Here is a 25,984-nt window from a genome sequence, read left to right as displayed (position 1 = left end):
GCAGTTCGTCCCGGCGCGAGCCACGCGCCGCCGGCGTCATAGGAGGCATCCGTGCCGCACGTCCTGGTCCTCAACGCGTCGTACGAGCCGCTCGGCGTCGTACCGCTCCGCCGCGCACTCGTCCTCGTACTGGAGAACAAGGCTCTCTGTCTCGAGGAGTCCGGCGCCTTCCTGCACAGCGAGACCCAAGTCCTCCCCGCTCCCAGTGTGGTGCGACTGAAGCGCTTCGTGCGGGTCCCCTACCGGGGGCCCGTTCCCTTGACCCGCAGGGCGCTCTTCGCGCGCGACGGCGGGCGCTGCGCGTACTGCGGGGCCGTCGCCACCAGCGTCGACCACGTCGTCCCGCGCAGCCGAGGGGGCACGCACGCCTGGGAGAACGTGGTGGCGGCCTGCCGCCGCTGCAACCACGTCAAGGCCGACCGGCACCTGCGCGAGCTGGGCTGGAGGCTGCGGCACCAACCCGCCCCGCCGACCGGTCTGGCCTGGCGGATCATCGGGACCGGCCACCGGGACCCCCGCTGGCTGCCGTACCTGGAGCCGTACGGCGCCGTGGACGTGATGGCCCGGATCGACTCCGTCGCAGACGCCCCCGCGAGGGCGCTGACGACGGGTTGAGCCGGGCCCTTCGCGTACGCGGGGGCTTCTTCCGGTACGGAACGGAGCGGCACGCGCCTCAGGGGGCGGGCCGCTCCTCCGGCGTGTCCCCGGACGGCGCCTCCGCTGCCTTCGGCGTCTCCGCTGCCTTCGGCGTCTCCGCCGCCGGTGTCTCCGGTGCCTTCGACGTCTTCGGTGCCTTCGGCTCCTTCGGCTCCTCGGGCGGGGCCACCGCGTACGTCTCCACCGACCAGAGCGAGTAGCCGAAGCGGGTCGCCCGCGCCTCCCCCTGGACCCGCAGGAAACGGGTGTCCGCCGCGTCCATCCGCACCGACTCCCGGCCGCCCCTGCCGTCCGTGACGGTCGCCGCCGTCCGCCAGACCCGCCCGTCGGGGGAGACCTGGACCCGGTAGCGGGAGGCGTACGCGTCCTGCCAGTGCAGCACCACCTGCCCTATCCGGGCCGGCTCGGGCAGCTCCAGCTGCCACCAGGCGCCGTCCTCCGCCGGGGAGGACCAGCGGGTCGCCGGGTCGCCGTCCACCGCCGAGGAGGCCGGGAAGTCCGGGGTCTCGTCGCCCGAGGAGGAGGCCGTCGCGGTCCGCGCCAGGTCCGGGCCCGCCGTCCGGGGGAAGGCCCGCACCGTCAGGACCCGCTCCTCGCCCGCGAAGGACACCGGCACCCGGTACGAGCCGGCGGGCGTGCCCGCAGCCACCGACACCTCCAGCGGGACGCCGGTCCGCGCGCCGCGCTCCACCACGGCCTGCCCCGGCAGCCGCACCACGATCCCCTTCGGGGCCCTCGCCGTCAGCGGCCCGCGCACCCCGCCCGCGCGCCGGCCCATCAGCTCCACGTCCACCCGCTGCGCCGGGCCGCCGATCTCCGCGTCCGTCTCGGTCCGGGCCAGTTCGAGACCGGCGCGCGGCCCGTCCGCGAACCACGGCACCAGCGAGCGCACCCCGGGCGCCGGGCCGTCGCCGCTCCACACGACCCGCAGCGCGTCCGCCGTCAGCCCCTTCGGCTCGGTCTGCGTCCACCCGGACGCCGACAGCGGGCCGAGCGGCCGCCAGCCCTCGCCCGGGACGTACGCCTCCACGCGCGCGTCCCCCCGCCCGCCGGCCCCGCCCGGCTCGGCCATGACCGTCAGGGCCTCCACGGGCCGCGCCCGGTCGAGCCGCACGGTGTACGAGCCGGGGGCGCGGTCGGCCCTGGCCGCCGGGGCCCGGTCGGCGCCGGTCCAGGCGGCGGCCTCCGCCACCGCGCGCGTGAGGAACGGATCGAGGACGCCCGGGCCGACCGTCACCCGACTCGCCCTCAGCTCCTTCCGCTGCCCCTCCAGGTCCAGCTGCGCCCGCCAGGCCGCCGCGCCGTCGCCGCGCGTCTGGGCCAGGAGCATGTCGACCGCGGTCTCGCCCGCCCGGCCGTACCGGGAGAGCTGCTCCAGCCAGGGGCCCGTCTCGTCGTCGAAGGAGCCGCCGGCCGTGGCCGTGAGCCCCTCGGGGGCGCGGCGCATCACGGTGAACGCGGCCCGCAGCTCGCGCGCCGCCCCCTCCCGCGCGCCCTTCTCCCGCGCGGTCGTGCCGGGGCTCGTGCGGGACGCCCAGAACGCCGCCAGGAGCGGCTTCAGGTACGCCGACTCGCCCGACGGGTCGAGGATCGACGAGGAGCCGTTCCCGGCGAGCGCGCGCAGTGCCTCGCGGGCTGCGGGGTCCGGGCCCGCCAGGTCGTCCACCGCCGCCCGCCAGGACTCCCGGGGCCGGTAGCCCCTCGGGTTCCAGGCGTAGTCGGCGGTGGTGAAGAGCGGGACGCGGGAGGCCGCGGGCTGCTCCATGGCCTGTGCGAGGAAGGCGGCGGAACCGGCGGCCACGGCCGGCTCGCGGCCCGTGGCGGGGCCGAGGAAGAGCCGGTCCTGCGCGTAGTCGTTGACCGGGTAGTCGTCCACGGTGACCAGCGGGTGGCCGCCCAGCGCCTCGCGCGCCCCCGCCAGTTCGCGCCCGGTGATGGTGCGCGGGACGACGCCGACGCCCGTCCAGGCCACCCGCACGTCCGCGTCGAGCGCCCCGGCGAGCTTCGTCCGGTACGCGCTGGCGCCGTCCTGGTAGTACTCGGTCGGCATCACGGTGAGCGGGTCGGCGTCCGGGTGCCGTTCGGCGAGCCACCGGGCGACGGCGTTCGCCACGCGCGCGTGGGCGGCGCCCGCGGCCTCCGGGCCGCGCCCGAAGGCGTCGGCGTCCCGGTCGCAGTGCCACTCGTCGTACGAGGCGTCCTGGAACTGGAGCTGGAAGGAGCGCACCCCGAGCTCCCACATCGCGTCCAGCTTCCGCGTCAGCGCCGTCACGTCGCCGTCCGAGGCCAGGCACATGGACTGGGCGGGCGCCACGGCCCAGCCGAGCGTCACGTGGTTCGCGCGGGCCCGCTCGGCGAGCGCGCGGAACTCCTCCCGCTGCGCGGCCGGGTAGGGCTCGCGCCACTGCGCCTGGCGGTACGGGTCGTCCCCGGGCGCGTACAGATAGCGGTTCTGCTTGGTCCGGCCGAGGAAGTCCAGCTGGGCGAGCCGCTGGTCCAGGGTCCAGGGGCGGCCGTAGAAGCCTTCGGCGACGCCGCGTTCGGCCGTGCCGGGCCAGTCGCGGACGACGACCCCGGGGATCTCCCGGCCGGTGCCGAGGAGCTGACGCAGCGTCTGCACGGCGTGGAACAGGCCGTCCTCGCCGACCCCGTCCAGGACGACGGTGTCCCGCCCCCGGAAGCGGCCCGTCGCGAGCCGGTAGCCGCCGCGCGGGAGGTCCAGCCGCTCGGGCACGCGCAGGGCGGCCAGGGCCTCCTCCGCGCCCTCGCCGGAGGGCCCGGCGGCCCGCAGGACCGGGCCCCGGCCCGGCAGGCCGGTGTGGACGGTCCGCACCCCGGCGGCCCGCAGCAGCGCGCGCAGGGCGGCGAGGGCGTACGGATCGGCGTCGGCGTCCGCGAGCAGCGTCACCTCGTCCCCGAGGCGTACGGAGGGCCCGGCGGCGGCCAGCGACTGCGGCCGGGGCCAGACGGAGGGCGCGGGCGGGACCGCGGCGGCGGCGCCCGCCGGGGGCGGGGCGGGCGCCGCGGGAGCCGTGCGGGACGTGACCGCCTGCGCCGAGCCCGGCACCGCGCCGCCGAGGAGGCCGCCGATGACGGCGGCGGCGACGGCCGTCGCGGTGCGCTTCCTGCGCCCGAGGTGCACGGGTGGTCTCCCTTCGGCCGGGGCGGGGCCCGCCTTCCGGGGCAGGCCGGGCCCGCGGGGCCCGACCCGGAAGACCGGTCCCGGTGGCTCTGCCGGTTGGTCACGAGTGGGTCACGAGCCCACCACCCGCCGTGCGGGGTGTCAATGTGCGTGGCCGATGTGTCGGCTTTGCCCGGCGAGCCGTCGGCGAGGTGACGTCACTTCACCCCGTTCCGCCGGTAAAACGAGGTGCGCTGGGTAGGGCTCTGTCATTGCCCAGTCCCACCCGTCGAGACGAACCGGGAGACCCCCGTGACCACGACCGCCCCCCATCTCGGACGGATACGCGTTCCCCAGCAGTCGGCGCGGGCCGGTGAACCGCTGACCAGCGAGCCGCCCCTGCCCGACGCCTCCCCCCTCACCAGCGAGCCGCCGCTGGCCGTGGCGGCCCCCCTGACCAGCGAACCCACCGCCCCCGGCAGCGCGGGCGGCCCGGAGTCCCCCGGAGTGTGAAGTGACCCTGGCCCGTCTCGCCGCCCGTCACGGCGTCGCCACCGCCCACAGCCCGTCAGAAGGCGTCACCGTGCCCGTGCCGGACGCCACCGTGGTGGCCGTCCTCGGCGCCCTGGGCGTCGACGCGGCCACCCCCGAGGCGGTCGCCGCCGCCCTCGACGCGGCGGAGCGGGCCGACCGCGAGCACCTGCTGCCGCCGACCCTGGTCCTGCACCGGGAGGAGGACGGCACCGGGGGGACCTGCCGGCCCCCGCTGGACCTGCCGCCCGGCACCCGCCTGAGCGTCACCACCGAGGACGGCGCCGTCGTCACCGGCCCGGACTGGTCGGGGCTGCCGCTCGGCGTCCACACGGTCGAGGCGCAGGCCCCCGACGGGCGCGCGGCCACCGGCACCCTGGTCGTGAGCCCCGCGCGCGTGCCGGGCCCCGGCCGCCGCGCCTACGGACTGCTCGTCCAGCTGTACTCGTTGCTCTCCACCCGCTCCTGGGGCATGGGCGACCTCGGCGACCTGCGGGAGCTCGCCGGCTGGGCGGGACGCACGCACGGCGCCGGGTTCCTCCAGGTCAACCCGCTCCACGCGGGCGTGCCCGGAGCACCGAGCGACCCCTCCCCGTACCGGCCGTCCTCGCGCCGCTTCCCGGACCCGGTCCACCTGCGGATCGAGGAGGTCCCCGAGTACGCCCTCGTGGGTCCCGAGCGCCGCGAGGAGCTCGACCGGATCCTCGCCGAGGCGGCCGAACTGCGCGAACGGGTCCTCGGCAAGGGCGCCCTGATCGATCGGGACGCCGTCTGGGAGCTCAAGCGGCGGGCCCTGGAGCTGGTGCTCGGCACCGTGGAGCCCGGCCCCGGCCGTCGCGCGGACTTCCACGACTTCCTCGCCGAGCGCGGCCGCGCCCTGGAGGACCACGCCACCTACCAGGCCCTCGCCGAGCGGCACGGCCCCCACTGGCGGACCTGGCCCGAGGAACTGCGCGCGCCGCGCACGGCGGAGGCCGTCGTGCGCGCCGACCCCGACCTGGCCGCCCGGGTCGACTTCCACTGCCGGCTGGCCTGGCTGACGGACCGGCAGCTCGCCGACGCCGCGGCGACCGCCCGCGAGGCCGGCATGGAGATCGGGATCGTCCACGACCTGGCGGTCGGCGTCCACCCCGGGGGCTCGGACGCCTGGGCGCAGCAGGAGGCCTTCGCGGCCGGCATGTCGGTCGGCGCCCCGCCCGACGCCTTCAACTCCCGGGGCCAGGACTGGGGCCTGCCGCCCTGGCGGCCCGACGCCCTCGCCGCCACCGGCTACGCCCCGTACCGGGGACTCCTCCGGGAACTCCTCCGCCACGCGGGCGCGCTGCGCATCGACCACGTGATGGGCCTCTTCCGGCTGTGGTGGGTGCCGGAGGGCCGGGAGCCCACCGAGGGCACGTACGTCCGGTACGACGCCGAGGCGATGCTCGCGGTCCTCGTCCTGGAGGCGCACCGCGCCGGCGCCCTCGTCATCGGCGAGGACCTCGGCACGGTCGAGCCGGGCGTGCGGGAGGAACTGGCCCGGCGCGGGGTCTTCGGGACCTCCGTGCTCTGGTTCGAGCGGGACTGGGAGGGCACCGGCCGGCCGCTGCCCGCGGGGGAGTGGCGCGCGGAGTGCGTGGCCACCGCCACCACCCACGACCTGCCCTCCACCGCCGCCCGGCTCTCCGGCGAGCACATCGGCCTGCGGCACCGGCTCGGGCTGCTCGCCGGCGACCTGGAGCGCGAGCGGGCGGCGGACACGGCGGAGACCGCCGAGTGGCTGGGCCTCTTCGAGCGCAAGGGGCTGCTGCCGGAGGGCCCGGGGAACGAGGAGGCCGAGATCAGGGCCGTCCACCGGTTCCTGCTCGCCACCCCGGCCCGGATGGTCGGCGTCTGGCTGCCGGACGCGGTGGGGGACCGCAGACCGCAGAACCTGCCGGGCACCTGGGACCAGTACCCCAACTGGCGGCTGCCCCTCGCGGGTCCGGACGGCCAGCCGCTCACCCTGGAGCAGCTCGCCGCCTCGCCCCGGGCGCACGGCCTGCTGCGCGAGCTCCGGGCCCGGACGGAGGCCGCCGGTCCCCGGCCGGCACCCCCGGACGCCCGTACGGCACCCCCGGACGCGCGGCGCGTTTAGGTGTTCGCTACGTTTGCACCGTGGACAAGAAGAACGCTCTGCGCGCCGGCTCGCTCGCGGCCGGTACGACGCTGATGATGCTGCTCATGTCGTCCCCCGCGCTCGCGAACGCCCGCGACGACGGCGACGACCCGGCCCCCAAGCTGAGTGTCGTCGAGACCCTCGGCCTGTACGTGGCGGCGCCGCTGGTGCTGTTCCTGGTGATCGCCGGCCTGGTGATGGTGCTCGACAAGTCCAAGAAGGCGTAACCGCCTCATCGGTCTCCGCCGAGGGCGCCGCACGGTACGAGGTACCGCGCGGCGCCCTCGCATGCGTCGAGGCCTTTCACGCGGCCGGTGCCCTCGCTCGCGTCGAGGCCCTTCACGCGGCCGGCCCCCTCGCTCGCGTCGAGGTCCTTCGCGCGGCCGTCGGGCCCCGCGCGGAGGCCCTTCCCGCCGTCCCGCCGCGTCACACGGTGGTCGCGAGCAGCTTGCGCAGCAGCCCCGCCAGCCGGTCCGCCTCCTCCTCGGTGAGCGCGGCCTCCAGGGCGGCCCGCTGCTCCGCGAGGCCGGCCCCGACGGCCTGGTCCACCAGTTCCCTGCCGCGCTCGCTGAGGGTGACCCGCAGCCCGCGCCGGTCGTTCGGGTCGGGGCTGCGGGTGAGCAGCCCGGCCTTCTCCAGCTTGTCCAGCCGACCGGTCATGCCGCCGGTGGTGATCATCAGCGTGGCGGTCAGCTCGCGCGGCGAGAGCGTGTACGGCTCTCCTGACCTGCGCAGCGTCGCGAGCACGTCGAACTCCCCGAGCGCCATGCCGTAGGGCGCGTACGCCTTGTCCACCTTGCCGCGCATCGCGGCCGAGAGCCGGTAGATCCGCCCGAAGACCGCCATGGGGACGGTGTCCAGGTCGGGGCGGACGGCCGCCCACTGCTCGGTGATGGCGTCGACGGCGTCGTGGCCGGGGCCGGGGTTCTTCGTGTTCATGGGGCCAGTCTCCTCTTCCGCGTCACTCGATCGCAAGAAAGCCTCTTGCAAGTAAGTAGCTTAGTGGTAAGTTAATTGTTGCCAAGCCAGTCCGGCACTCCGCAGCAGGGGGAAACCGTCATGTCCCGCACGGCAGCAGTCACCGCGCTCACCGCCCTCGCCCCGATCTCCTGGGGCTCCACCTACTTCGTCACCACCGAGTTCCTGCCGCCCGACCGCCCGCTCTTCACCGGCCTGATGCGCGCCCTGCCCGCCGGCCTCGCGCTCCTCGCCCTCACCCGCAAGCTCCCGCAGGGCGCCTGGTGGTGGAAGTCCGCGGTCCTCGGAGCCCTCAACATCGGCGCCTTCTTCCCGCTGCTCTTCCTCGCCGCCTACCGGCTGCCCGGCGGGGTCGCCGCGGTCGTCGGCTCCGTCGGCCCGCTCTTCGTCGTCGGCCTCGCGGCCCTCTTCCTCGGCGAGAAGCCCACCGTAAAGTCCCTGCTCACCGCCGTCACCGCCGCCTTCGGCGTCAGCCTCGTGGTCCTCAAGGCCGGAGCGGCGTTCGATCTGATCGGCGTGGGCGCCGGACTGCTCTCCTCCCTCTCGATGTCCGCCGGCATCGTCTTCACCAAGCGCTGGGGCCGCCCCCAGGGCGTCGGCGCCCTCGCGGTCACCGGCTGGCAGCTCACCGCGGGCGGCCTGGTCATCCTGCCCATCGCCTTCCTGATCGAGGGCGCCCCGCCGGCCCTCACCGGCACCAACCTGGCCGGCTACGCCTACCTCGCCTTCGGCAACACCGCGATCTCGTACTTCCTCTGGTTCCGCGGCATCGAGCGGCTCAGCGCCTCCTCGGCCACCCTCCTCGGCCCGCTCTCCCCGATCACCGCGGCCGTCATCGGCTGGGCGGCGCTCGGTCAGGCCCTCGGTCCGGTGCAGGTCTTCGGCATGGTGATCGCCTTCGGCGCCACCCTGGTCGGCCAGCTGAACCCCCGCGCCGCCAAGCCCGCCAAGCCCGCCGAGCCCGCCGAGCCCGCCGAGGCCACCGAGGCCGCCGGGCCCGCCGAGCTCGCCGAGCTCGCCAAGGAATTGTTCAGCTCTGCTGAAGGGATCGGTCAGGAAGTTTCGATGGACCTGGAGGTTTCGACGGTGCGACGGTGAGGGGCATGAGCCTGGACAGCGCCCGCAACCCCACCGCCCCGACCGCCACCGTCCCGACCGACGTCGCCACCGCACCCACCGAGAGGCCGGCACCCGCCAAGGGCGCCGGCCTCGGCGTGTTCCTCGCCCTCCTCGCCACCGTCGTCTGGTCCGGCAGCTTCGTCGTCGCCCGCGCCCTCCACGACACCGTCCCCCCGGTCCAGGCCGCCTTCTGGCGCTGGATCGTCGCCCTCGTCGCCGTCGCCCCGCTCGCCGCCCGCGAGACCTGGCGGCAGCGGCACCTGATCCGCCGCCACCTCCGCTTCCTCACCCTCGCCGCGCTGCTCGGCATCACCGTCTACAACACCCTGGTCAACCAGGCCGGGACCGCCACCTCCGCCGGCAACATGGGCATGATCATGGCCGCCTCCCCGGTCCTCATGGCCCTCTTCGCCCGCCTCGGCGGCAACCGCCTCGGCCCGCGCCGCACCACCGGCATGCTCATCGCCTGCGCCGGCGTCCTGCTCCTCGTCAGCAAGGGCTCGCTCACCCCCGACCTCGCCACCGGCGACCTCTGGGTCATGGCCGCGGCCCTCTGCTTCGCCTCCTACAGCGCCCTCCTCAAGCGCCGCCCCGCCGAACTCGGCGGCCTCGCCCTCCTCTTCACCACCTTCGCCCTCGGCGCCCTCATGCTCCTCCCGGCGTACGGCGTCAGCCTCGCCGTCCAGGGCGGCTTCGAGCCCACCACCGGCACCGTCGGCCCCCTCGTCTACGTCGGCCTGCTCTCCTCCGCCGTCGCCTTCTTCGCCTGGAACAAGGCCGTCACCCTGATCGGCGCCGCCCGCGCCGGAATCGTCTACTACCTCCAGCCCGTCTGCGTCGCCCTCCTCTCGTACGCCCTCCTCGGCGAGCGGTTCGGCCTCCTCGGCGGCGCCAGCGCGGCCCTCATCCTCGGCGGAGTGGCGCTGAGCTCGGCCAGGTAGACGGGGCCCGATAAGTTGCGCCCCATGACCGAGTGGGACATCAGGAAGCTCCAGATCCTCCGCACCCTCCGCGACCGCGGCACCGTCACCGCGACCGCGGAGGCGCTGCTCATGACCCCCTCGGCCGTCTCCCAGCAGCTCACCAACCTCGCCAAGCAGCTCGGCGTGCGGCTCCTGGAGGCCCAGGGGCGCCGGGTCCGCCTCACCGACGCCGCCCATCTGGTGCTGCGCCACGCCGAGGCGGTCTTCGCCCAGCTGGAGCGCGCCGACGCCGAACTCGACGGCTATCTGCGGGGCGAGGCCGGTCAGGTGCGGGTCGCGGCCTTCCCGACGTCCGTGCCCGCGCTCCTCGTCCCCGCCGTGCGCCAGCTGCGGACCGCCCACCCCGGGCTCGACGTCCGGGTCCGGGAGGCCGAGGCCGCGGAGGCGTACGAGCTGCTCACGGCCGGCGAGGTCGACCTCGCGCTCTCGCTCGCCGCCCACGCGCCCTCCGCGCGCGACCCCAAGTACAGCCGGTTCCCGCTGCTCGCCGACCCCCTCGACGTCGCCCTGCCCGCGGGCCACCCGCTCGCCGACGCCCCCGGCCTGCGACTCGCCGACCTCGCCGCCGAGCCCTGGATCTTCGGCGGCTCGGGCCCCTGGTCCGAGATCACCACCGCCGCCTGCGAGGCCGCCGGCTTCGTGCCCGAGCAGGCCCACAGCGCCTCCGGCTGGACCGCGATCCTCGCCATGGTCGAGGCCGGGATGGGGATCGCGCTCGTGCCCCGGATGGCCTCCGCGGACCGCCGGAGCGGGGACGGGGTCGTCATGCGGGTCCTCTCCGCCGACCAGCCGCGCCGCCACGTCGTCGCGGCGGTGCGGAGCGGGGCGGAGGAGGGACCGGCGGTGGCCCGGGTGCTCGCCGCGCTCCGGCAGGCGGCGGCGGCCCGCGAGACCGTTCAGCAGAACTGAACGGCATCGTCGAAAACATTCGATGGACCGGGGCGCCGCAGCGGCGGGAAGCTCGACCCATGAGCAGCCTCGACGCGAACCAGGACCCGCACGCCAACGACGCCGCCCCCTACGCCGGCGGGGACCCCTACGCCGACTACCGCACCGGTGACTTCCCCTTCACCGAGCTCGTCGACCTCGCCGACCGCCGCCTCGGCGCCGGCGTCGTCGCCGCCAACGACGAGTTCTTCGCCGAGCGGGAGAACCTCCTCGTCCGCGAGCGCGCCGTCTTCGACCCGGAGCACTTCGGCCACAAGGGCAAGATCATGGACGGCTGGGAGACCCGCCGCCGCCGCGGCGCCGACGCCGACGACGTCTTCCCCGCCCCCGAGGACCACGACTGGGCGATCGTCCGTCTCGGCGCCCCCGGCGTGATCCGCGGGATCGTCGTCGACACCGCCCACTTCCGCGGCAACTACCCGCAGAAGGTCAGCATCCAGGCCACCGCCGTCGAGGGCTCGCCCAGCCCCGCCGAGCTGCTCGACGCGAAGTGGGAGGAACTCGTCCCGCCGACCCCCGTCCGCGGCCACGCCGCCAACGGCTTCACGATCGACGCCGAGCGCCGCTTCACCCACGTCCGGCTCTGCCAGCACCCCGACGGCGGCGTCGCCCGGCTCCGCGTCCACGGCGAGGTCGTGCCCGACCCCGAGTGGCTGGAGCTCCTCGGCACCCTCGACCTGATCGCCGTGCTCAACGGCGGTTCGTACGAGGACGCGTCGGACAAGTTCTACTCCTCGCCGACCCAGATCATCCTGCCCGGCACCTCCCGCAAGATGGACGACGGCTGGGAGAACCGCCGCCGCCGGGTCCGCGACACCAACGACTGGGTGCGCTTCCGGCTCGTCGCCCAGGGCGCCGTCCGCGCCGTCGAGATCGACACCGCCTACCTCAAGGGCAACTCGGCCGGCTGGATCGCCCTCCAGGGCCGCAACGGGGACAGCGGCGAGTGGTTCGAGATCATCCCGCGCACCCGCCTCCAGCCCGACACCCTGCACCGCTTCAAGCTGCCCGCGCAGGCCGTCGTCACCCACGTCCGGCTCGACGCCTTCCCCGACGGCGGCGTCGCCAGGATGCGGCTCCACGGAGCGCTCACGGAGCAGGGCGCGGCCGACCTGCGCGCCCGGTACGCCCGCCTGGGCGGCTGAGCGAGGAGCCCGCACGCTTCCGCCCGGCGGTGCGGCCGCGCGCCGACGCCCGCCCGCCGGGCGGACTCCAAACACGGCGAAGGGGCGCCCCCGTGGGGGAGGGCGCCCCTTCTCCGTATGACCGGTACTACTTCGCGGCCGCCGCGTCCGCCGCCCGCGCCCTCAGGGCGCGCTCGACGCCCGCGCGGCACTCCGTCACCATGCGCCGCAGCGCCGGGACCGGGTCGTGCTCGGCGATCCACGCGTCCGTCGCGTCCAGCGTCTCCTGCGAGACCTGGAGCGACGGGTAGAGGCCGACCACGATCTGCTGGATCATCTCGTGGCTGCGGGTCTCCGAGACGCCCTTGATCGCCGCGAAGTACTGTGCGGCGAACGGGGCGAGCAGCTCGCGCTGGTCGGACTGGACGAAGCCGCCGATGACGGCCTCCTGCACGGCGTTCGCCAGCTTGTCGTCCTCGACGACCGAGGCCCAGGCCTCCGCCTTCGCCTCCTCCGACGGGCGGGCCGCGCGCGCGGTGGCCGCGTGCCGCTCGCCCGCCGCCGTGCGGTCGCGCTCCAGCTCGGCGGCGATCTCCGCCTCGTCGTAGACGCCGGTGGCCGCGAGGCGCTGCACGAAGGCCCAGCGCAGCTCGGTGTCCACCGCCAGGCCCTCGATCGACTCGCGTCCCTCCAGGAGGGCCGCCAGCAGGTCCAGCTGCTGCGGGGTGCGCGCGGTCGCGGCGAAGGCCCGCGCCCACGCCAGCTGGTGGTCGCTCGCCGGCTCGGCCGCCTGGAGGTGCGCCAGGGTGGCCTCGGTCCAGCGGGCGAGCCCGGTCTCGCGCCACTCCGGCGCCGCGTACAGGTCGAGGGCCGCCTTGACCTGGCCCTGGAGCGACTGCACCACGCCGATGTCGGACTCCTTGGCGATGCCCGAGAGCACCAGGTCCAGGTAGTCGCGGGTGGCCAGCTCGCCGTCGCGGGTCATGTCCCAGGCCGAGGCCCAGCACAGGGCGCGCGGCAGGGACTCGGCGAAGTCGCCGAGGTGCGCGGTGACGTTCGCCAGGGACTGCGCGTCGAGGCGGACCTTGGCGTACGACAGGTCGTCGTCGTTGAGGAGGACGACCGCCGGGCGGGCCTTGCCGACCAGCTGCTCCACGGAGGTCAGCCCGGCCGCCGCGATGTCCAGCTCCAGGCGGTCGGTGCGGACCAGCTTGCCGGACCCGTCCAGGTCGTAGAAGCCGATCGCGATGCGGTGCGGGCGGAGCACGGCCTCGCCCTTGGCGCCGGCGGGCAGCGCGGGGGCCTCCTGGCGGACGGCGAAGGCGGTGATGACGCCGTTCTCGTCGGTCTCGATCTCCGGGCGGAGGACGTTGATGCCGGCCGTCTCCAGCCACGCCTTCGACCAGGCCTTCAGATCGCGGCCGGAGGTCTCCTCCAGGGCGCCGAGGAGGTCGGACAGCTGGGTGTTCCCGAAGGCGTGCGCCTGGAAGTAGGCCTGCACGCCCTTGAAGAACTCGTCCTGGCCGACGTACGCCACGAGCTGCTTCAGGACCGAGGCGCCCTTGGCGTACGTGATGCCGTCGAAGTTGACGAGCACGTCCTCCAGGTCGTTGATCTCGGCCATGATCGGGTGCGTCGACGGCAGCTGGTCCTGGCGGTAGGCCCAGGTCTTCTCCGCGTTCGCGAAGGTGGTCCAGGCGTTCGGCCAGCGGGTGCCCGGCACGGCGGCCTGGCAGGCGACCGAGGTGTAGGTGGCGAACGACTCGTTCAGCCACAGGTCGTTCCACCACTCCATGGTGACGAGGTCGCCGAACCACATGTGGGCGAGCTCGTGCAGGATGGTCTCGGCGCGCCGCTCGTACGCCGCGTCCGTCACCTTCGAGCGGAAGACGTACTGGTCGCGGATGGTGACCGCGCCCGCGTTCTCCATCGCGCCCGCGTTGAACTCCGGCACGAACAGCTGGTCGTACTTGGCGAAGGGGTAGTCGTACGCGAACTTCTCCTGGAACCAGTCGAAGCCCTGGCGGGTCACGTCGAAGATGTGGTCCGCGTCCAGGAACTCGGCCAGCGAGGGACGGCAGTAGATGCCGAGCGGGACGACCTGGCCGTCCTTCTCGTACGTCGAGTGCACCGAGTGGTACGGGCCGACGATCAGGGCCGTGATGTACGTGGAGATGCGCGGGGTCGGTTCGAAGCGCCATACGGTCGAGTCGGGGCCCTCGGGCTTCGGCGTCGGCGAGTTCGAGATCACCGACCAGCCGCTCGGCGCCTTCACGGTGAACTGGAAGGTCGCCTTCAGGTCGGGCTGCTCGAACGAGGCGAAGACCCGCCGCGCGTCCGGCACCTCGAACTGGGTGTACAGGTAGGCCTGGTCGTCGACCGGGTCGACGAAGCGGTGCAGACCCTCACCGGTGTTGGTGTACGCGCAGTCCGCGACGACCTTCAGCTCGTTGCGGCCCGCGGCGAGGCGGTCCAGCGCGATCCGCGAGTCGCGGAAGACGGCGGCGACGTCGAGCGCGCGGCCGTTGAGCACGACCTCGTGGACGGCGGGGGCGACGAGGTCGATGAAGGTCTCGGCGCCGTCCTCGGCGGAATCGAAGCGGACGGTGGTGACGGACCGGTAGGTGCCGCCCTCCTGCGCACCGGTGAGGTCGAGTTCGACCTCGTACGCGTCCACGGTCAGCAGCGCCGCCCGCTGCTGGGCCTCTTCACGGGTCAGGTTCGTGCCAGGCACCCGGTCATCTCCTCGGTTTCGTGACGTTTGGGCCATCCTTCCACGGGGCGGCTCAGCGGCGCACGGAACATTTCCATGGTCCGTCCCCGCTGATCCGCAGCAGCCCCGGCCCCGGCACCGGGGCGCTCACCCGGACCTCGCCGATCGCGTCGACCAGCAGGTCCCGCTCCTCGTCGTCGTAGAGCGGGTCCAGCGGCGGGGTGTGCTGGTGGACCGTGAAGGGGGACTCCCCGTGGTGCGCGAAGTCGAGCACCCCGGCCGGGCCCTCGTAGATCACCAGATCGTGCGCGAGACCCTCCACGTGGCCGTCGAAACGGCGCGCGTGGGAGAGCGGCAGCACCCGCAGTGTCCAGGGGGTCTCGGCCTCCACCCGCAGGGTCAGCGGGCGGGCGCGCGGGACGAGGGCGACGGTGCGCGCGCGCACGTCGTCCTCGTACGCCGTGAGCAGGTACTCCTCGGCCCGCCCGTGCGCGTCGCAGGCCTCGATCGTGGTGGACAGCGAGTGGTACGACTCGATCTCCAGGAGCACCCAGCGCCCCGCCGGAAGACCCGGCTCGCAGTGCACCGTCCTCCGGCCGCGCCCCCGGTACACGGAGGGCCGGAACTCCCCGCCGTACGGGTCGGCCACCGGCACGGGCGGGACGGCGGGCGTCGGGGGAGGGGACGGCGGGACGTAGCCGGGGCCCGGGATCGGCGGCGGCGGGTACTCCACGACGATGCCGAAGCCCGTCGCGAGCCCGGCGAGCCCCGAGGCGTGCCCCCGGCCGACCACGTGGAACCGCCAGCCGCCGTCCCGCCGGTAGAACTCGCCGAAGACGAAGGCCGTCTCCGTCGTCGCGTCCTCGATCGGGCAGTACGCCACGGGGGTGCCGGCCCCGTCCGTGACCAGCACGTCGAGGCCCGGCACCTGCCCGAAGGCGCCCCCGTCGACGGAGGCGGCGATCACCAGGCGCCCCACGTCGGGCTCCACGCGCGCGAGGTCCAGCCACAGCCAGTCCGCGGCCGGGCTGCCGGGCGCGCCCGGGGCCGACTTCCCCAGGTGCCGGACGGCTCCCGACGGGTGCTCGGCGTGGTTGTAGAAGACCAGGTCGGCGTCGCCCCGCACCCGCTCCCCGGCGCCGAGGAGCAGCGCGGAGACGTCCACGTCGGGCACCCCGTGCCCGGTGCGCCAGCTGACCGCGACGTGAAGGGCCTGCGGGGGCACCGGGACGTCGGCCCCCTTGGGTATCCGGGTCATGGGGGAACTCTGGCACGGGCGGGCACGCCGGAGGGGCGACTCCCCGCAACGGGAAGCCGCCCCTCCGGTCGGGGTTCCGAGCCGGCTCAGCCCTGGAGCTCGGCGGCGACGAGCTCCGCGATCTGCACGGCGTTCAGCGCCGCGCCCTTGCGCAGGTTGTCGTTGGAGAGGAACAGCGCGAGGCCGTTCTCGACGGTCTCGTCCACGCGGATGCGGCCCACGTAGGAGGCGTCCTTGCCGGCCGCCTGGAGCGGGGTCGGGATCTCGGAGAGCTCGACGCCCTCGGCGTCCTGCAGGAGCTCGTAGGCGCGCTCGACGCTGATCGGGCGCTCGAAGCGGGCGTTGACCTGGAGCGAGTGGCCGGAGAAGACCGGGACGCGCACACAGGTGCCGGAGACCTTGAGCTCGGGGATCTCCAGGATCTTGCGGGACTCGTTGCGGAGCTTCTGTTCCTCGTCGGTCTCGAAGGAGCCGTCGTCGACGATCGAGCCGGCGAGCGGGAGCACGTTGAAGGCGATCGGACGCTTGTAGACGCCGGGCTCCGGGTACTCCACGGCCTCGCCGTCGTGGGCGAGCTCGGCGGCGCGCTCGGCGACGGCCTTGATCTGCCCGTCCAGCTCCGCGACGCCGGCCACGCCCGAGCCGGAGACGGCCTGGTAGGTGGTGGCGACCAGCGCGGTGAGGCCAGCCTCCTGGTGGAGCGGCTTGAGGACCGGCATGGCGGCCATCGTGGTGCAGTTCGGGTTGGCGATGATGCCCTTGGGACGGTCCTTGACCGCGTGCGGGTTGACCTCGGAGACCACCAGCGGGACCTCGGGGTCGCGGCGCCAGGCGGAGGAGTTGTCGATCACGACGGCGCCCTGCGAGGCGACCTTCTCTGCGAGGGCCTTGGAGGTGGCGCCGCCGGCGGAGAAGAGCACGATGTCCAGACCGGTGTAGTCGGCGGTGGAGGCGTCCTCGACGGTGATGCCGTCGACGACGGTGCCGGCGGAGCGGGCGGACGCGAAGAGCCTCAGCTCGTCGACCGGGAAGTTCCGCTCGGCCAGGATCTTCCGCATGACTGTGCCGACCTGACCGGTGGCTCCGACGATTCCGACCTTCACGGGGACTCCTCCGTACGCGTGTGCAGGGTGCTGCCGGTCCATGATGCGTATGTCCCCGCCCGCCTTGTCCAATCCATTGTCCAAGGGGCGGGACGCGTCGTGGGCGACGATCTTCCGGACGCGGAAGGGGCGGGCACCGGTTCCGGCGCCCGCCCCTCCTGTCCCGCTCCGGTCGTTACGGGGTGACCGTGCCGATCAGGACGCTGCCGGTGCCCGCGACGGTGCCGCGCGCGTTGAGCAGCTGGACCTCGCCGAAGAACTGACGTCCCTCGGGGGCCGCGCCGGAGACCACGACCTCGGCCGCCACCGGGGCGGTGGCGCCGTTGGCCAGGGTGACCGGCTTCGACCCGTCGACCTTCACGGTGCCGAGCGCGGACGAGTAGTACACGTCCTTGTAGTCGTACGTGGTGCCGCCCGCGGCCTGGACCGAGTAGCCGTCGATGACGACGGTGTACGTGCCCGCGGCCGGCTTCACCAGGGAGACGGACTCCTCGGAGTCGCCGTCGGCGGACTGGCCGACCTGCTCGCCGTTCAGCAGGACCGTGAGGTCCAGGTCGGCGGCCTTGTCGGAGGTGTTGCCGATGGAGACGTCGAGCCGCTCCACGCCCTCGCCGATGGTGACGGTCTTCGTGTGCTGCTCGTGGTGCTGGATGGTCGGCGTCTCGCTCTTCTGCGAGCCGAGGGGGCCGCCCTTCGGGGTGCCCGCGATGCCCGCGAAGCGGTTGGTGACCTGCCACTGGACGGGGGCCGGGGTGCCGATCTTCGCCTCCGGGACCGTCTGGACGGCCGGGGCGAAGTCCACGCCGAGGGCGGTGACGCCCAGGGTGTACGGGTTGTCCAGGTCCGGCGACGTGCGGCGGGCCTCGACCTCGACCTCCCAGACGCCGGGCGTCGGGTTCGCGTAGGACCGCAGGTCCGGGCGGCAGGTGTTGGCCGGGTTGTAGTGCGGGTAGCACTGCGTGGTGGCGCTGTCCTCGATGCCCACGCCGTACGGGTGGATCGAGATGAAGCGGGTCTGGCTCTGCTCCTTCAGACCGCCGAGCGCGACCTCCAGCGTCTTGGTGCCCTCGGGCACGGTGACGAAGTAGGACTTGCTGCTGTTGCGCTGCACCGAGCCGGTGGCGGAGAAGCCGTAGCCCGGGGCGGCCAGGTCGTTCGCGACGACCGTGGTGGCGAGGATCTGCTTGTCGACGCCCTCGGTGCGCTCGTCGTCGGCCTCCAGGATGACGCTGTGCACGCCGGCGGTGGCGGCGCGGGCCTGGAGCTTGACGGTGACCGGCTTGTTCAGCGGCAGGTCGATCTCGTCGTCGCCGAGGATGCGGAAGGTGCCGTCGTTGTACTTGAGGTCCAGCTCGTGCTCGATCGGCCGGTTCGGGCCGCTCGTGCGCGTGAGGGTGACGTCGTAGACCTTCTTCTGGCCGACCTTGAGGCCGCCCTCGCGGTCGTACACACCGGTGCCGGTGTGCGGGGCCGGGAAGATCACGGTGTCGACCGGGGCCTCGACCTTGTAGTCGTGGGCGGTGGCACCGTCCTCGATCGACTCCCAGGCCTCCTCGATGTCCATGAGGCCGGCGCCCTGCTCGTGCGCGGCGACACCGGGGATGCGCTGCGCGGTGGAGGTCAGCGCGGTCCGCAGGGTGAGCGGGGAGAGCGCGACGCCCTTCTGCTTCGCGGCCGAGATCAGCAGCGCGCTCGCGCCCGCCGCCTGCGGCGAGGACATCGAGGTGCCGTTGAGCATGCCGTAGCCGGCGGGCAGGGCGTAGCCCGACTCGGCGACGCCGGCGCCCGGCTGCCAGGTCGGGATGGTGTTCACGGCCGAGCCGGGGGCGGTGAGGGTCGGGGTGAAGCCGCCGTCCTCGCGCGGGCCGCGCGAGGAGAAGGGGAACATGGCGTACTTCTTCTCGACGGCCGAGCCGTAGTTGGCGGCCCAGGTCTCCTTGGAGACGGCCGCGCCGACCGAGATGACCTTGTCGGCCAGGCCGGGGTCGCCGATCGTGTTGATGCCGGGGCCCTCGTTGCCGGCCGAGATGACCAGCTGGACGCCGTACTGGTCGATCAGGCGGGTGTAGAGGCGCGAGCGGACGTTGTCGCCGTCGTTCTGCTGCGGCAGGCCGCCGATCGACATGTTGACGATGTCGACGCCGCGGTTGACGACGAGGTCCGTCATGCCCTCGGTGAGGGCGGTGTTGGTGCAGCCGCCGGACCAGGTGCACGCGCGCGCGGAGACGATCTTCGCGCCGGGCGCGGCGCCGTTCATCCTGCCGCCGAAGAGGCCGTGGGCGGCGGTGATGCCGGCGACGTGGGTGCCGTGCGAGGACTCGACGAGGCCGATGTTGACGAAGTCGCGCTTCTGGCCGACCCAGGTCCCGCCGAGCGGGTCCATCGGGACGTCCTTGCGGATCTCGACGACGAACGGGGTGCGCTCGGCCACCTCGGTGGCCGGGTTGTCCGTGCCGAAGTAGCCGACCTGGTAACCGTCCTTGTACGGCTTCATCGGCGCGTTGTCCGTGAAGTCGTTGTTCTGGTCGGTGTCCACGCGGACGGTCCCGGCGGCCGGGTCGTACAGCATGCCGAAGACGTCGGTGATGTCGCCGTCCCGGTTGATGTCGCCCTTCGGGTCGCCGCCCTTGGTGGCCGCCTCGGAGAAGCGGCTGAACTGGTACGCGCCCGCCGGGGCCGTCCAGCTCTGCGCGGAGGCGGTGAAGACCGGGCCGGTGACCGGGGTGACCTGCGCCCGCCAGGTGGCGTCGCCCTCGGTCAGCGGGTCGGTGGCGGTCACCCAGTCGACGATCTTGCGCTCGCCGGTGGTGGTCGTCCGCAGGGCCGGGTGGCCGAGGTCGACGCCGGAGTCCAGGATGCCGATGGTCACGCCGCGGCCGTCGGCCTTCGGGTGCTCCTTGACGAAGTCGACCGCGCCCGTCTCGTACGAGGGGTTGTACGGGTTCTTCGCCGGGGTGTTCCTGCCCGGGGCCGGGTACGTCGTCGTGACGGTGGTGCCGGAGACGGCACCCGTCGCGGCGCCCGCGTCCGGCGTCGGGTCGTCCAGCGCGACCTCGGCCTGGAGGTCGACGGACTGGACGGAGGAGAGCTGGGTGGCGGCCTTGATGGCGGCCGCGGCCTTGGCGGTCGGCAGGGTCGCGCGGACGTAGCCGAGCGCGTCCTGCTGCTTGCCGACCGAGGCACCGGCGACGGCGTCGAGCTGGGCGGCGACCTGCTCGGTGGCGCCGGGGACGGTGGCGACGAGGACGGTGACGTTCTTCTCGCCGCTCGCCTGGGCCTCGCTGAGCCGCTGGGCGTCGATCGCGCCGAGCTTGTCGGCCGGGTTCGAGGACTTGACCGGGGGAGTGGAGGCCGTGTCGTCGGCGGCGAGCACGGGCGCGGCACCGGCCGCGACGAGCGCGGCGACGAGTCCGGCGGCGGCCGCGATGCGGGCCGCGCGTCTGGGCCCGTGCGTCGAGCTTCCGGATATGGAGCTCTGGGTTTCGGGGGTGGTCATTTACATCCCTGTTGGTGAAAGGAGGGCGTCCGGATTCCGATACCGGATGACCGCTCAGCCTTTCGCAAGTCACAGGGGTTTGGGGAGAGTTGTCCTGCACCGGATTGCCGCCACGGCGCAAACCCGCCAGCGCCGTGGACGCGCCACGCGGGACGAACCCGCTCGTACGGGTTCGAACCGCCTTGCCGCGCGGGTCAGTTCTCCTTGGTCCGGGCGTAGTGGCGGGAGGCCTTGGCGCGGTTGCCGCAGGCCGCCATCGAGCACCAGCGGCGGGTGCCGTTCCGCGAGGTGTCGAAGAAGTGCAGGATGCAGGCCTCGTGGGCGCAGGACCGGATCCGGTCGGGTGCCGTGCGCAGCAGGTCGAGGTAGTCGCGGGCGGCGGTCCAGCCGGGGCCCCGGGCGGGGTCCGCGAACTCCGCCTCCTCGCCGGGGCCCTCGGCGGTGAGCGTGGCCCGGATGCGGCCGTGGCCGAGGACGGCGTCGACGCGCGCGGTGGCGTCGGGGTCGCCGGGGCGGTCGACGAGCGCGGCGAGCGCGTCCCGGGCGGCGAGGGTGTGCCGCAGGGTGGTCGCGTCGGCGGCGAACCGCTCCGCCAGGCCGTTGGCGGCGAGCCAGACGGCGAGGCCCTCGACGTCCGTCAGCAGGTCCTGGCGGACGCCCTCCTTGTTCCAGCGGGTGTTGAGCAGGTCGAGGGAGACGGGCTCGCCGGTGAGCGGCCGGGGGTCGATGGCGGTCATGGGGCACCCTCCTCGATGAGCTAACCCCTCAAGGGTACGTGAGCGGTTGACTCTCTTCACGGCTAACCCCTAAAGTTGAAGTGAGAGGTTAGCCCGAGGGGGGCGGCCGCATCAGAGAGGGAACCCGCATGTCCGCGATCGGCACGCTCACCACCCACCACGTCGGCCTCAACGTCACCGACCTCGGGCGCTCGCTGGCCTTCTACGGCGACGTCCTCGGCTTCGACGTCCTCGGCGAGGGCGAGGAGGAGGACAGCCGCTACGCCTTCCTCGGCCGGGACGGCCGCCTGGTCCTCACCCTCTGGCAGCAGGCCGAGGGCGCCTACGACCCGGGCCGGCCCGGCCTCCACCACCTCGCCTTCGAGGCCGAGTCCATCGAGCACGTCCGCGCCGCCGAGGCCGCGCTCACCGCGCGCGGCGCCTCCTTCGCGTACGAGGGCGTCGTCGCCCACCGCGAGGGCGCGGCCTCCGGCGGCATCTTCTTCCACGACCCCGACGGCACCCGCCTGGAAATCTCGGTCCCGAAGGGCGCCGAGGGCTCCGAAGCCCCCTCGGAAACGGCCCCGACCTGCGGGTTCTTCTAACAGACCGGGGCGCGGGCACCCGTTCCGCAGGACGGGACGGGTGCCCGCACCCCGAAGGCGCACCCGCGCTCCTTGACCCGCACCCGCGCCCCGGCCCCTTGACCCGCACCCGCGCCCCGGCCCCTTGACCCGCACCCGCGCCCCGGCCCCTTGACCCGCACCCGCCGACCCGGCCCCTTGACCCGCACCCGCCGACCCCGGGAGGCCCCCGTGAACACCGCGTACCACCCCGGCTCCCTGGCCGTACAGAACCGCGTGGGAGTCCAGGACCTCGCCGCCCATGTGGGCCGCTCCATCATCCCCGGCATCCGCCCCGTCGCCGCCGCCTTCCTGGAGGCCCAGCCGATGCTGGTGATCGGCGCGGCGGACCACGAGGGACGCGTCTGGTCGAGCCTGCTCACCGGCCCGCCCGGCTTCGCCCGGGCCACCGGCCCGCACACGGTCTCGGTGGCCGCCGACCTCCCCGCGGGCACGCCCGACGGCGCCCCCGTCGGCACCCTCGCCCTCGACCCCCGCACCCGCCGCCGCATGCGCCTCAACGGCACCGCCCGACGCAGCGGGCGGGGCTTCACGATCGAGGCCGAGCAGGTCTTCTCCAACTGCCCCAAGTACCTCCAGAAACGCGAGTGGTACGGCTCCGAGCCCACCGGCCCCGAGGCGGCCGCCGTGCGGCACGGCGAGGCGCTCACCCCCGACCAGGCGCGCCGGATCGGTGCCGCGGACACCTTCTTCGTCTCCACCACCGCCCCCGACGGCGTCGACACCAGCCACCGCGGCGGCAACCCCGGCTTCGTCCGGGTCGACGCGCCGAGGGAGCTCAGCTGGCGCGACTACCCGGGCAACGCGATGTTCCTGACCCTGGGCAACCTGGAGTCGGACGGCCGCGCGGGGCTGCTCTTCCTCGACTGGGAGACGGGGCTGACCCTCCAGCTCGGCGGCGTCGCGCACACCGAGTACGGCCCCGGGGACCGCGTCGTCCGCTTCCGCGTCGACCGCACGATCGAGACCCCGGCGGGCAGCCCCCTGCGCTGGTCGCCCCCGGAGTACTCCCCGTCGAACCCGTCCACCCCCTGACCCCGGCCGTGCCCGCGCCCCGAGACACCGCCCCGCACCCCGGAGGCCCCGTGACCACCGCCCCGCCCCGCCCCCGCCCGGGGATCGCGCTGGCCTCCACGGCCGCCGCCGTCGCCGCCCTCCTCCTCCTGGTCGCCCTCGGCACCCTCCTCCACCAGCCCCTGCTCATCCCGCCCCTCGCCGCCAGCATGGCGCTCGTGGCCGGCGCCCCCGACCTGCCGCTCTCCCAGCCGCGCTCGGTCGTCGGCGGCCAACTGCTCTCGGCCCTCACCGGCTTCGCGGTCCTCACCGCCGCCGGACCGGGCCCCTGGAGCGCGGCCGTCGCGGGCGGCCTCGCCCTCGGCGTGATGATGCTCGCCCGCACCCCGCACTCGCCCGCCGCGGCCACGGCCGTCATCGTCGCCCTCCAGGACCCGCCCTTCCGGTCGTTCCTCGGCCTCCTCGCCCTCGCCTCCCTCCTCCTGGTCGCCGTCGGTCTCGGCGCGGGCCGCGCCACGGGGCGGGCGTATCCCGCCTACTGGTTCTAACCTCTTGCCATGCAGCAGGAGTTGAGGGTGGCGGCCTACGCCGTGTGTGTCCGCGACGACGAGGTGCTCCTCGCCCGCTGGGTCGCGAAGGACGGCACCAAGCGGTGGACCCTTCCGGGCGGCGGCATGGACCACGGCGAGGAGCCCGTCCGTACCGTCGTCCGCGAGGTCGAGGAGGAGACGGGCTACCTGACCGAGCCGACCGTCCTCCTCGGCATCGACTCCATCCGGCGCTCCTGGCTCCGCCGGCTCGGCGGCTCCGGTGACTGGCAGGGCCTGCGGATCATCTACGAGGCGCGGATCACCGGCGGCGCCCTGCGGAACGAGGAGGACGGCTCCACCGACCTCGCCGCCTGGCACCCGCTCGACTCCGTGCCCTCCCTCGCCCGCGTCGAACTCGTCGACATCGGCCTCCAGCTCTGGCGCGACCGCCCGCTCCTCGGGCGCTCGCACCTCACGGAGCACGAGAACGGCTGAAAGGCGCTCAACCACCGAAGACGCGATCAACCCCCGCCCGCCTTCCGGGGTCCCTCCCCCCGACCGCAGCACAACGATCGGCATCGCACCGATCGGCACCGCACCGATCAGGGGAGTTCCGCATGTCAGCCGCACGCACCGTCGTCGCCGCCACCCTCGTGGCAGGCCTCGCCGCCACCGCCCTCGCCGCACCCGCCCTCGCCGCGCAGGCCCCGGCGCACCGCCAGGACCACACGGCCACCCAGCAGGCCCTGGACGCGGCCGTCGCCGACGGCGTGCCCGGTGCCGTCGCCCAGGCCCGCGACGGACGCGACCGCTGGACCGGCACCGCCGGCGAGCGCGGGGGCGACGACCGCTACCGGGTCGGCTCCCTCACCAAGACGTTCACCGCCACCGTCCTCCTCCAGCTCCAGGCGGAGGGCCGCCTCGACCTCGACGACCCGGTCGAGAAGTGGCTCCCCGGCGTCGTCCGGGGCCACGGCCACGACGGCCGGCGGATCACCGTCCGCCAACTCCTCAACCACACCAGCGGCATCTACAGCTACACCGAGGACCCCGCCTTCCAGGAGAAGGTCTTCGGCCCCGGCTTCCTGGAGCACCGCTACGACACCTGGACCCCGCGGCAGCTCGTCTCCGTCGCCATGGCCCACGAACCGGACTTCGCCCCCGGGTCCGGCTGGAACTACTCCAACACCAACTTCGTCCTCGCCGGCATGGTGATCGAGAAGGTCACCGGCCGTCCGTACGGCAAGGCCGTCGAGAACCGGATCATCAAGCCGCTCAAGCTCCGTGCCACCACCGTCCCCGGGACCCGCTCGGCCATGCCGGAGCCCAGCAGCCCGGCGTACTCCAAGCTCTCCCGGGACGTGAACGACCCCGTCCACGACGTCTCCGACCTCAACCCGAGCATCGCGGGCGCGGCCGGCGAGATCATCTCCGACTCCCGCGACCTGCAGACCTTCTACAGCGCGCTGCTCAAGGGACGGCTGCTCACGAAGGGCGGGCTGAAGGAGATGACCACCACGGTCGCGATCTCCCCCGAGCTCCCGGACACCGGCTACGGCCTCGGGCTCATGAGGGAGAGGCTCAGCTGCGGGGTGGAGATCTGGGGGCACGGCGGCGGCATCCACGGCTCCTCCTCCCTGGCCCAGGTGACCCGTGACGGCGGGCACTCCCTCGCCGGAAACTTCAACGCCGACTGGACGGGCGACACCCACGAGGTCGTCGAGGCCGAGTTCTGCGGCACCGACCCGAAGAAGTAGCCCGGAGGGCTCACCGCGGCAGGACGACGACGTACGCGGCGGGCTGCCGGTCCGCCGCGGCCATCAGGGCCGTACGGACCACGGTGGCCTGCTGGTCCATCGCCTCGCGCAGCTTGCGCGGGGTGAGGTGGACGACCGTGATGCCGAGCCGCTCCAGGTGCTCCCGCTTGCGGGTGCACTCGGTCCACAGCTCGTCGTCGTCCTGTCGCGGCGCCCGGGTGTCCAGCTCCACGGCGACCGCCTGGTCGGGCCAGTAGGCGTCCACCCCGCCCAGGTGCGGGCCGCCCGGCAGGCGCAGGTCCACGTTCCACAGCGGGTCCGGCAGCGCGAACTCGCGCACCATCTCGTGGAGCCGCTGCTCGGAGCGTGCGCGCCCCTCGGCGAGCAGCGAGTCCACCGCGTCCACCACGTGCGGCCGGGAGAGCAGTCGGGCCCGGCTCAACTCCCTCACCACCGTGCCCGGTTCGCAGTGGCCGCCGCGGACGGCCTCGGTGAGCAGCCGGCGCACCGTCTCCGCGTCCGCGAGGCCCGGGACCGCGTCGGCGACGGCGCGGGCGACCGGGGCGACGGGGAGGCCGGTGAGCTCCACCGGCTCCGGCGACTCGGGGGCGCGCACCACCCGCACCCAGCCGGTCGAGCGCAGTCGCCGGGTGCGCGGCACCAGGACGTCGATCCGGTCCAGGGCGGTGAGCGGGGGAGCGGAGGGGAGGCGGTGCAGGGTCAGCGCGGCGAGTCCGGTGATCATCGGGTCGGGTCCCTGCGGGGGCACGGCGCCGGTCCTGCGGGCGTAGAGCAGCGCGGCCTTCAGCCGGTCCTCGCCGGTGGGCGGCCCGGGCTGGAGCAGGAAGACGCCGGGGAGCAGCTGCTGCCAGCCGCCGGGGCGGCAGTGCGCGGCGACCTCGGCGGCGGGGACGCCCTGTGCCCTCAACTGGTCGGCGGACGCCAGGCGTTGCGCACGACCGGTGCGGGAGGAGAGGGGGAGGGGGCGGGGGGTGATGGGGGTGTTGTGGTTCATGCCGGGGGTCTTCCGCTTCCGAAGGCTCCCCTAACCCCTGTTACACGCTCGTCGACATTCCGGGACAACCTCGCCCTAAAGTACGCACGTTCGAGTGCCGATGGGGGCGGCGCCCCGAAGGGCGCCGCCCCCGTCGACGC

The 25,984-nt window shown here is 74.2% G+C and carries 21 protein-coding genes; 13 read left to right on the top strand and 8 right to left on the bottom strand.

What is annotated here, in order from left to right; all coding sequences use genetic code 11:
- Positions 1–51: 51 nt before the first annotated feature.
- Positions 52–615 carry an HNH endonuclease gene (locus ACZ66Z_RS09140; protein WP_225799893.1) on the top strand — a complete coding sequence of 188 codons (564 nt, stop codon included), beginning with the start codon at positions 52–54 and terminating at the stop codon, positions 613–615.
- A gap of 58 nt (positions 616–673) precedes the next feature.
- Here the strand turns inward: ACZ66Z_RS09140 and ACZ66Z_RS09135 are convergent, their stop codons facing one another.
- Entirely contained in the window at positions 674–3,799 is a 3,126-nt protein-coding gene (locus ACZ66Z_RS09135) for a beta-N-acetylglucosaminidase domain-containing protein (RefSeq protein WP_469933343.1), read from the bottom strand.
- 291 nt (positions 3,800–4,090) lie between these two features.
- Between ACZ66Z_RS09135 and ACZ66Z_RS09130 the strand changes: the two genes are divergently transcribed.
- The 3 genes from ACZ66Z_RS09130 to ACZ66Z_RS09120 are packed head-to-tail and all read left to right on the top strand — an operon-like array spanning position 4,091 to position 6,673.
- Entirely contained in the window at positions 4,091–4,291 is a 201-nt protein-coding gene (locus tag ACZ66Z_RS09130) for a hypothetical protein (protein WP_469933342.1), read from the top strand.
- A 1-nt stretch (position 4,292) separates the two neighbouring features.
- Positions 4,293–6,425 carry a 4-alpha-glucanotransferase gene (gene malQ, locus ACZ66Z_RS09125; RefSeq protein WP_469933341.1) on the top strand — a complete coding sequence of 711 codons (2,133 nt, stop codon included), beginning with the start codon at positions 4,293–4,295 and terminating at the stop codon, positions 6,423–6,425.
- Between the two features lie 20 nt (positions 6,426–6,445).
- The gene (locus tag ACZ66Z_RS09120; RefSeq protein ID WP_030685064.1) at positions 6,446–6,673 is read left to right on the top strand and encodes a hypothetical protein; all 228 of its coding nucleotides are present in this window, start codon (positions 6,446–6,448) and stop codon (positions 6,671–6,673) included.
- Between the two features lie 199 nt (positions 6,674–6,872).
- Here ACZ66Z_RS09120 and ACZ66Z_RS09115 read toward each other — a convergent pair whose 3' ends face one another.
- Entirely contained in the window at positions 6,873–7,385 is a 513-nt protein-coding gene (locus ACZ66Z_RS09115; RefSeq protein WP_469933340.1) for a MarR family winged helix-turn-helix transcriptional regulator, read from the bottom strand.
- A gap of 120 nt (positions 7,386–7,505) precedes the next feature.
- Between ACZ66Z_RS09115 and ACZ66Z_RS09110 the strand changes: the two genes are divergently transcribed.
- From ACZ66Z_RS09110 to alc, 4 genes are read left to right on the top strand one after another with little or no spacing between them, the layout of a single operon-like run.
- Complete coding sequence (locus tag ACZ66Z_RS09110; RefSeq protein ID WP_469933339.1) at positions 7,506–8,522, top strand: EamA family transporter; 1,017 nt, start codon at positions 7,506–7,508, stop codon at positions 8,520–8,522.
- Between the two features lie 5 nt (positions 8,523–8,527).
- Positions 8,528–9,484 (top strand): DMT family transporter, encoded by a 957-nt coding sequence (locus ACZ66Z_RS09105; RefSeq protein WP_469933338.1) that lies wholly within the window; start codon positions 8,528–8,530, stop codon positions 9,482–9,484.
- Between the two features lie 24 nt (positions 9,485–9,508).
- Positions 9,509–10,435, top strand: coding sequence for a LysR family transcriptional regulator (locus ACZ66Z_RS09100; RefSeq protein WP_469933337.1), 927 nt, complete (start codon positions 9,509–9,511; stop codon positions 10,433–10,435).
- Between the two features lie 59 nt (positions 10,436–10,494).
- Positions 10,495–11,619, top strand: coding sequence for an allantoicase (gene alc, locus ACZ66Z_RS09095; protein WP_469933336.1), 1,125 nt, complete (start codon positions 10,495–10,497; stop codon positions 11,617–11,619).
- Positions 11,620–11,746: 127 nt separating this feature from the next.
- On the opposite strand, the gene pepN is transcribed toward alc, so the two are convergent.
- The 5 genes from pepN to ACZ66Z_RS09070 form a co-directional block, all read right to left on the bottom strand.
- Positions 11,747–14,332, bottom strand: coding sequence for an aminopeptidase N (gene pepN / locus ACZ66Z_RS09090; protein WP_469933335.1), 2,586 nt, complete (start codon positions 14,330–14,332; stop codon positions 11,747–11,749).
- Positions 14,333–14,384: 52 nt separating this feature from the next.
- Positions 14,385–15,569, bottom strand: a complete 1,185-nt coding sequence (locus ACZ66Z_RS09085) for a TerD family protein (RefSeq protein ID WP_469933334.1) — start codon at positions 15,567–15,569, stop codon at positions 14,385–14,387.
- 86 nt (positions 15,570–15,655) lie between these two features.
- Positions 15,656–16,672: an aspartate-semialdehyde dehydrogenase gene (locus tag ACZ66Z_RS09080; protein WP_469933333.1), complete on the bottom strand. Its 1,017-nt coding sequence runs from the start codon at positions 16,670–16,672 to the stop codon at positions 15,656–15,658.
- A gap of 175 nt (positions 16,673–16,847) precedes the next feature.
- Entirely contained in the window at positions 16,848–20,168 is a 3,321-nt protein-coding gene (locus ACZ66Z_RS09075) for a S8 family serine peptidase (RefSeq protein WP_469933332.1), read from the bottom strand.
- A 194-nt stretch (positions 20,169–20,362) separates the two neighbouring features.
- Complete coding sequence (locus tag ACZ66Z_RS09070; protein ID WP_469933331.1) at positions 20,363–20,905, bottom strand: CGNR zinc finger domain-containing protein; 543 nt, start codon at positions 20,903–20,905, stop codon at positions 20,363–20,365.
- Positions 20,906–21,033: 128 nt separating this feature from the next.
- On the opposite strand from ACZ66Z_RS09070, the gene ACZ66Z_RS09065 reads away from it, so the two are divergent.
- The 5 genes from ACZ66Z_RS09065 to ACZ66Z_RS09045 all read left to right on the top strand — a co-directional run bounded on the left by ACZ66Z_RS09065 (position 21,034) and on the right by ACZ66Z_RS09045 (position 24,829).
- Positions 21,034–21,489 (top strand): VOC family protein, encoded by a 456-nt coding sequence (locus ACZ66Z_RS09065; RefSeq protein WP_469933330.1) that lies wholly within the window; start codon positions 21,034–21,036, stop codon positions 21,487–21,489.
- 210 nt (positions 21,490–21,699) lie between these two features.
- Positions 21,700–22,563: a pyridoxamine 5'-phosphate oxidase family protein gene (locus ACZ66Z_RS09060; RefSeq protein WP_469933329.1), complete on the top strand. Its 864-nt coding sequence runs from the start codon at positions 21,700–21,702 to the stop codon at positions 22,561–22,563.
- Positions 22,564–22,613: 50 nt separating this feature from the next.
- Positions 22,614–23,090 carry an HPP family protein gene (locus ACZ66Z_RS09055; protein ID WP_469933328.1) on the top strand — a complete coding sequence of 159 codons (477 nt, stop codon included), beginning with the start codon at positions 22,614–22,616 and terminating at the stop codon, positions 23,088–23,090.
- Positions 23,091–23,099: 9 nt separating this feature from the next.
- Positions 23,100–23,567 (top strand): NUDIX hydrolase, encoded by a 468-nt coding sequence (locus tag ACZ66Z_RS09050; RefSeq protein WP_469933327.1) that lies wholly within the window; start codon positions 23,100–23,102, stop codon positions 23,565–23,567.
- A gap of 122 nt (positions 23,568–23,689) precedes the next feature.
- Complete coding sequence (locus tag ACZ66Z_RS09045; protein WP_469933326.1) at positions 23,690–24,829, top strand: serine hydrolase domain-containing protein; 1,140 nt, start codon at positions 23,690–23,692, stop codon at positions 24,827–24,829.
- Positions 24,830–24,839: 10 nt separating this feature from the next.
- Here the strand turns inward: ACZ66Z_RS09045 and ACZ66Z_RS09040 are convergent, their stop codons facing one another.
- Positions 24,840–25,844 carry a hypothetical protein gene (locus ACZ66Z_RS09040; RefSeq protein WP_469933325.1) on the bottom strand — a complete coding sequence of 335 codons (1,005 nt, stop codon included), beginning with the start codon at positions 25,842–25,844 and terminating at the stop codon, positions 24,840–24,842.
- Between the last annotated feature and the right edge of the window lie 140 nt (positions 25,845–25,984).

It is taken from the genome of Streptomyces sp. NPDC107498 (assembly GCF_055582805.1).
This window is presented reverse-complemented; position numbering and strand designations above follow the sequence as displayed.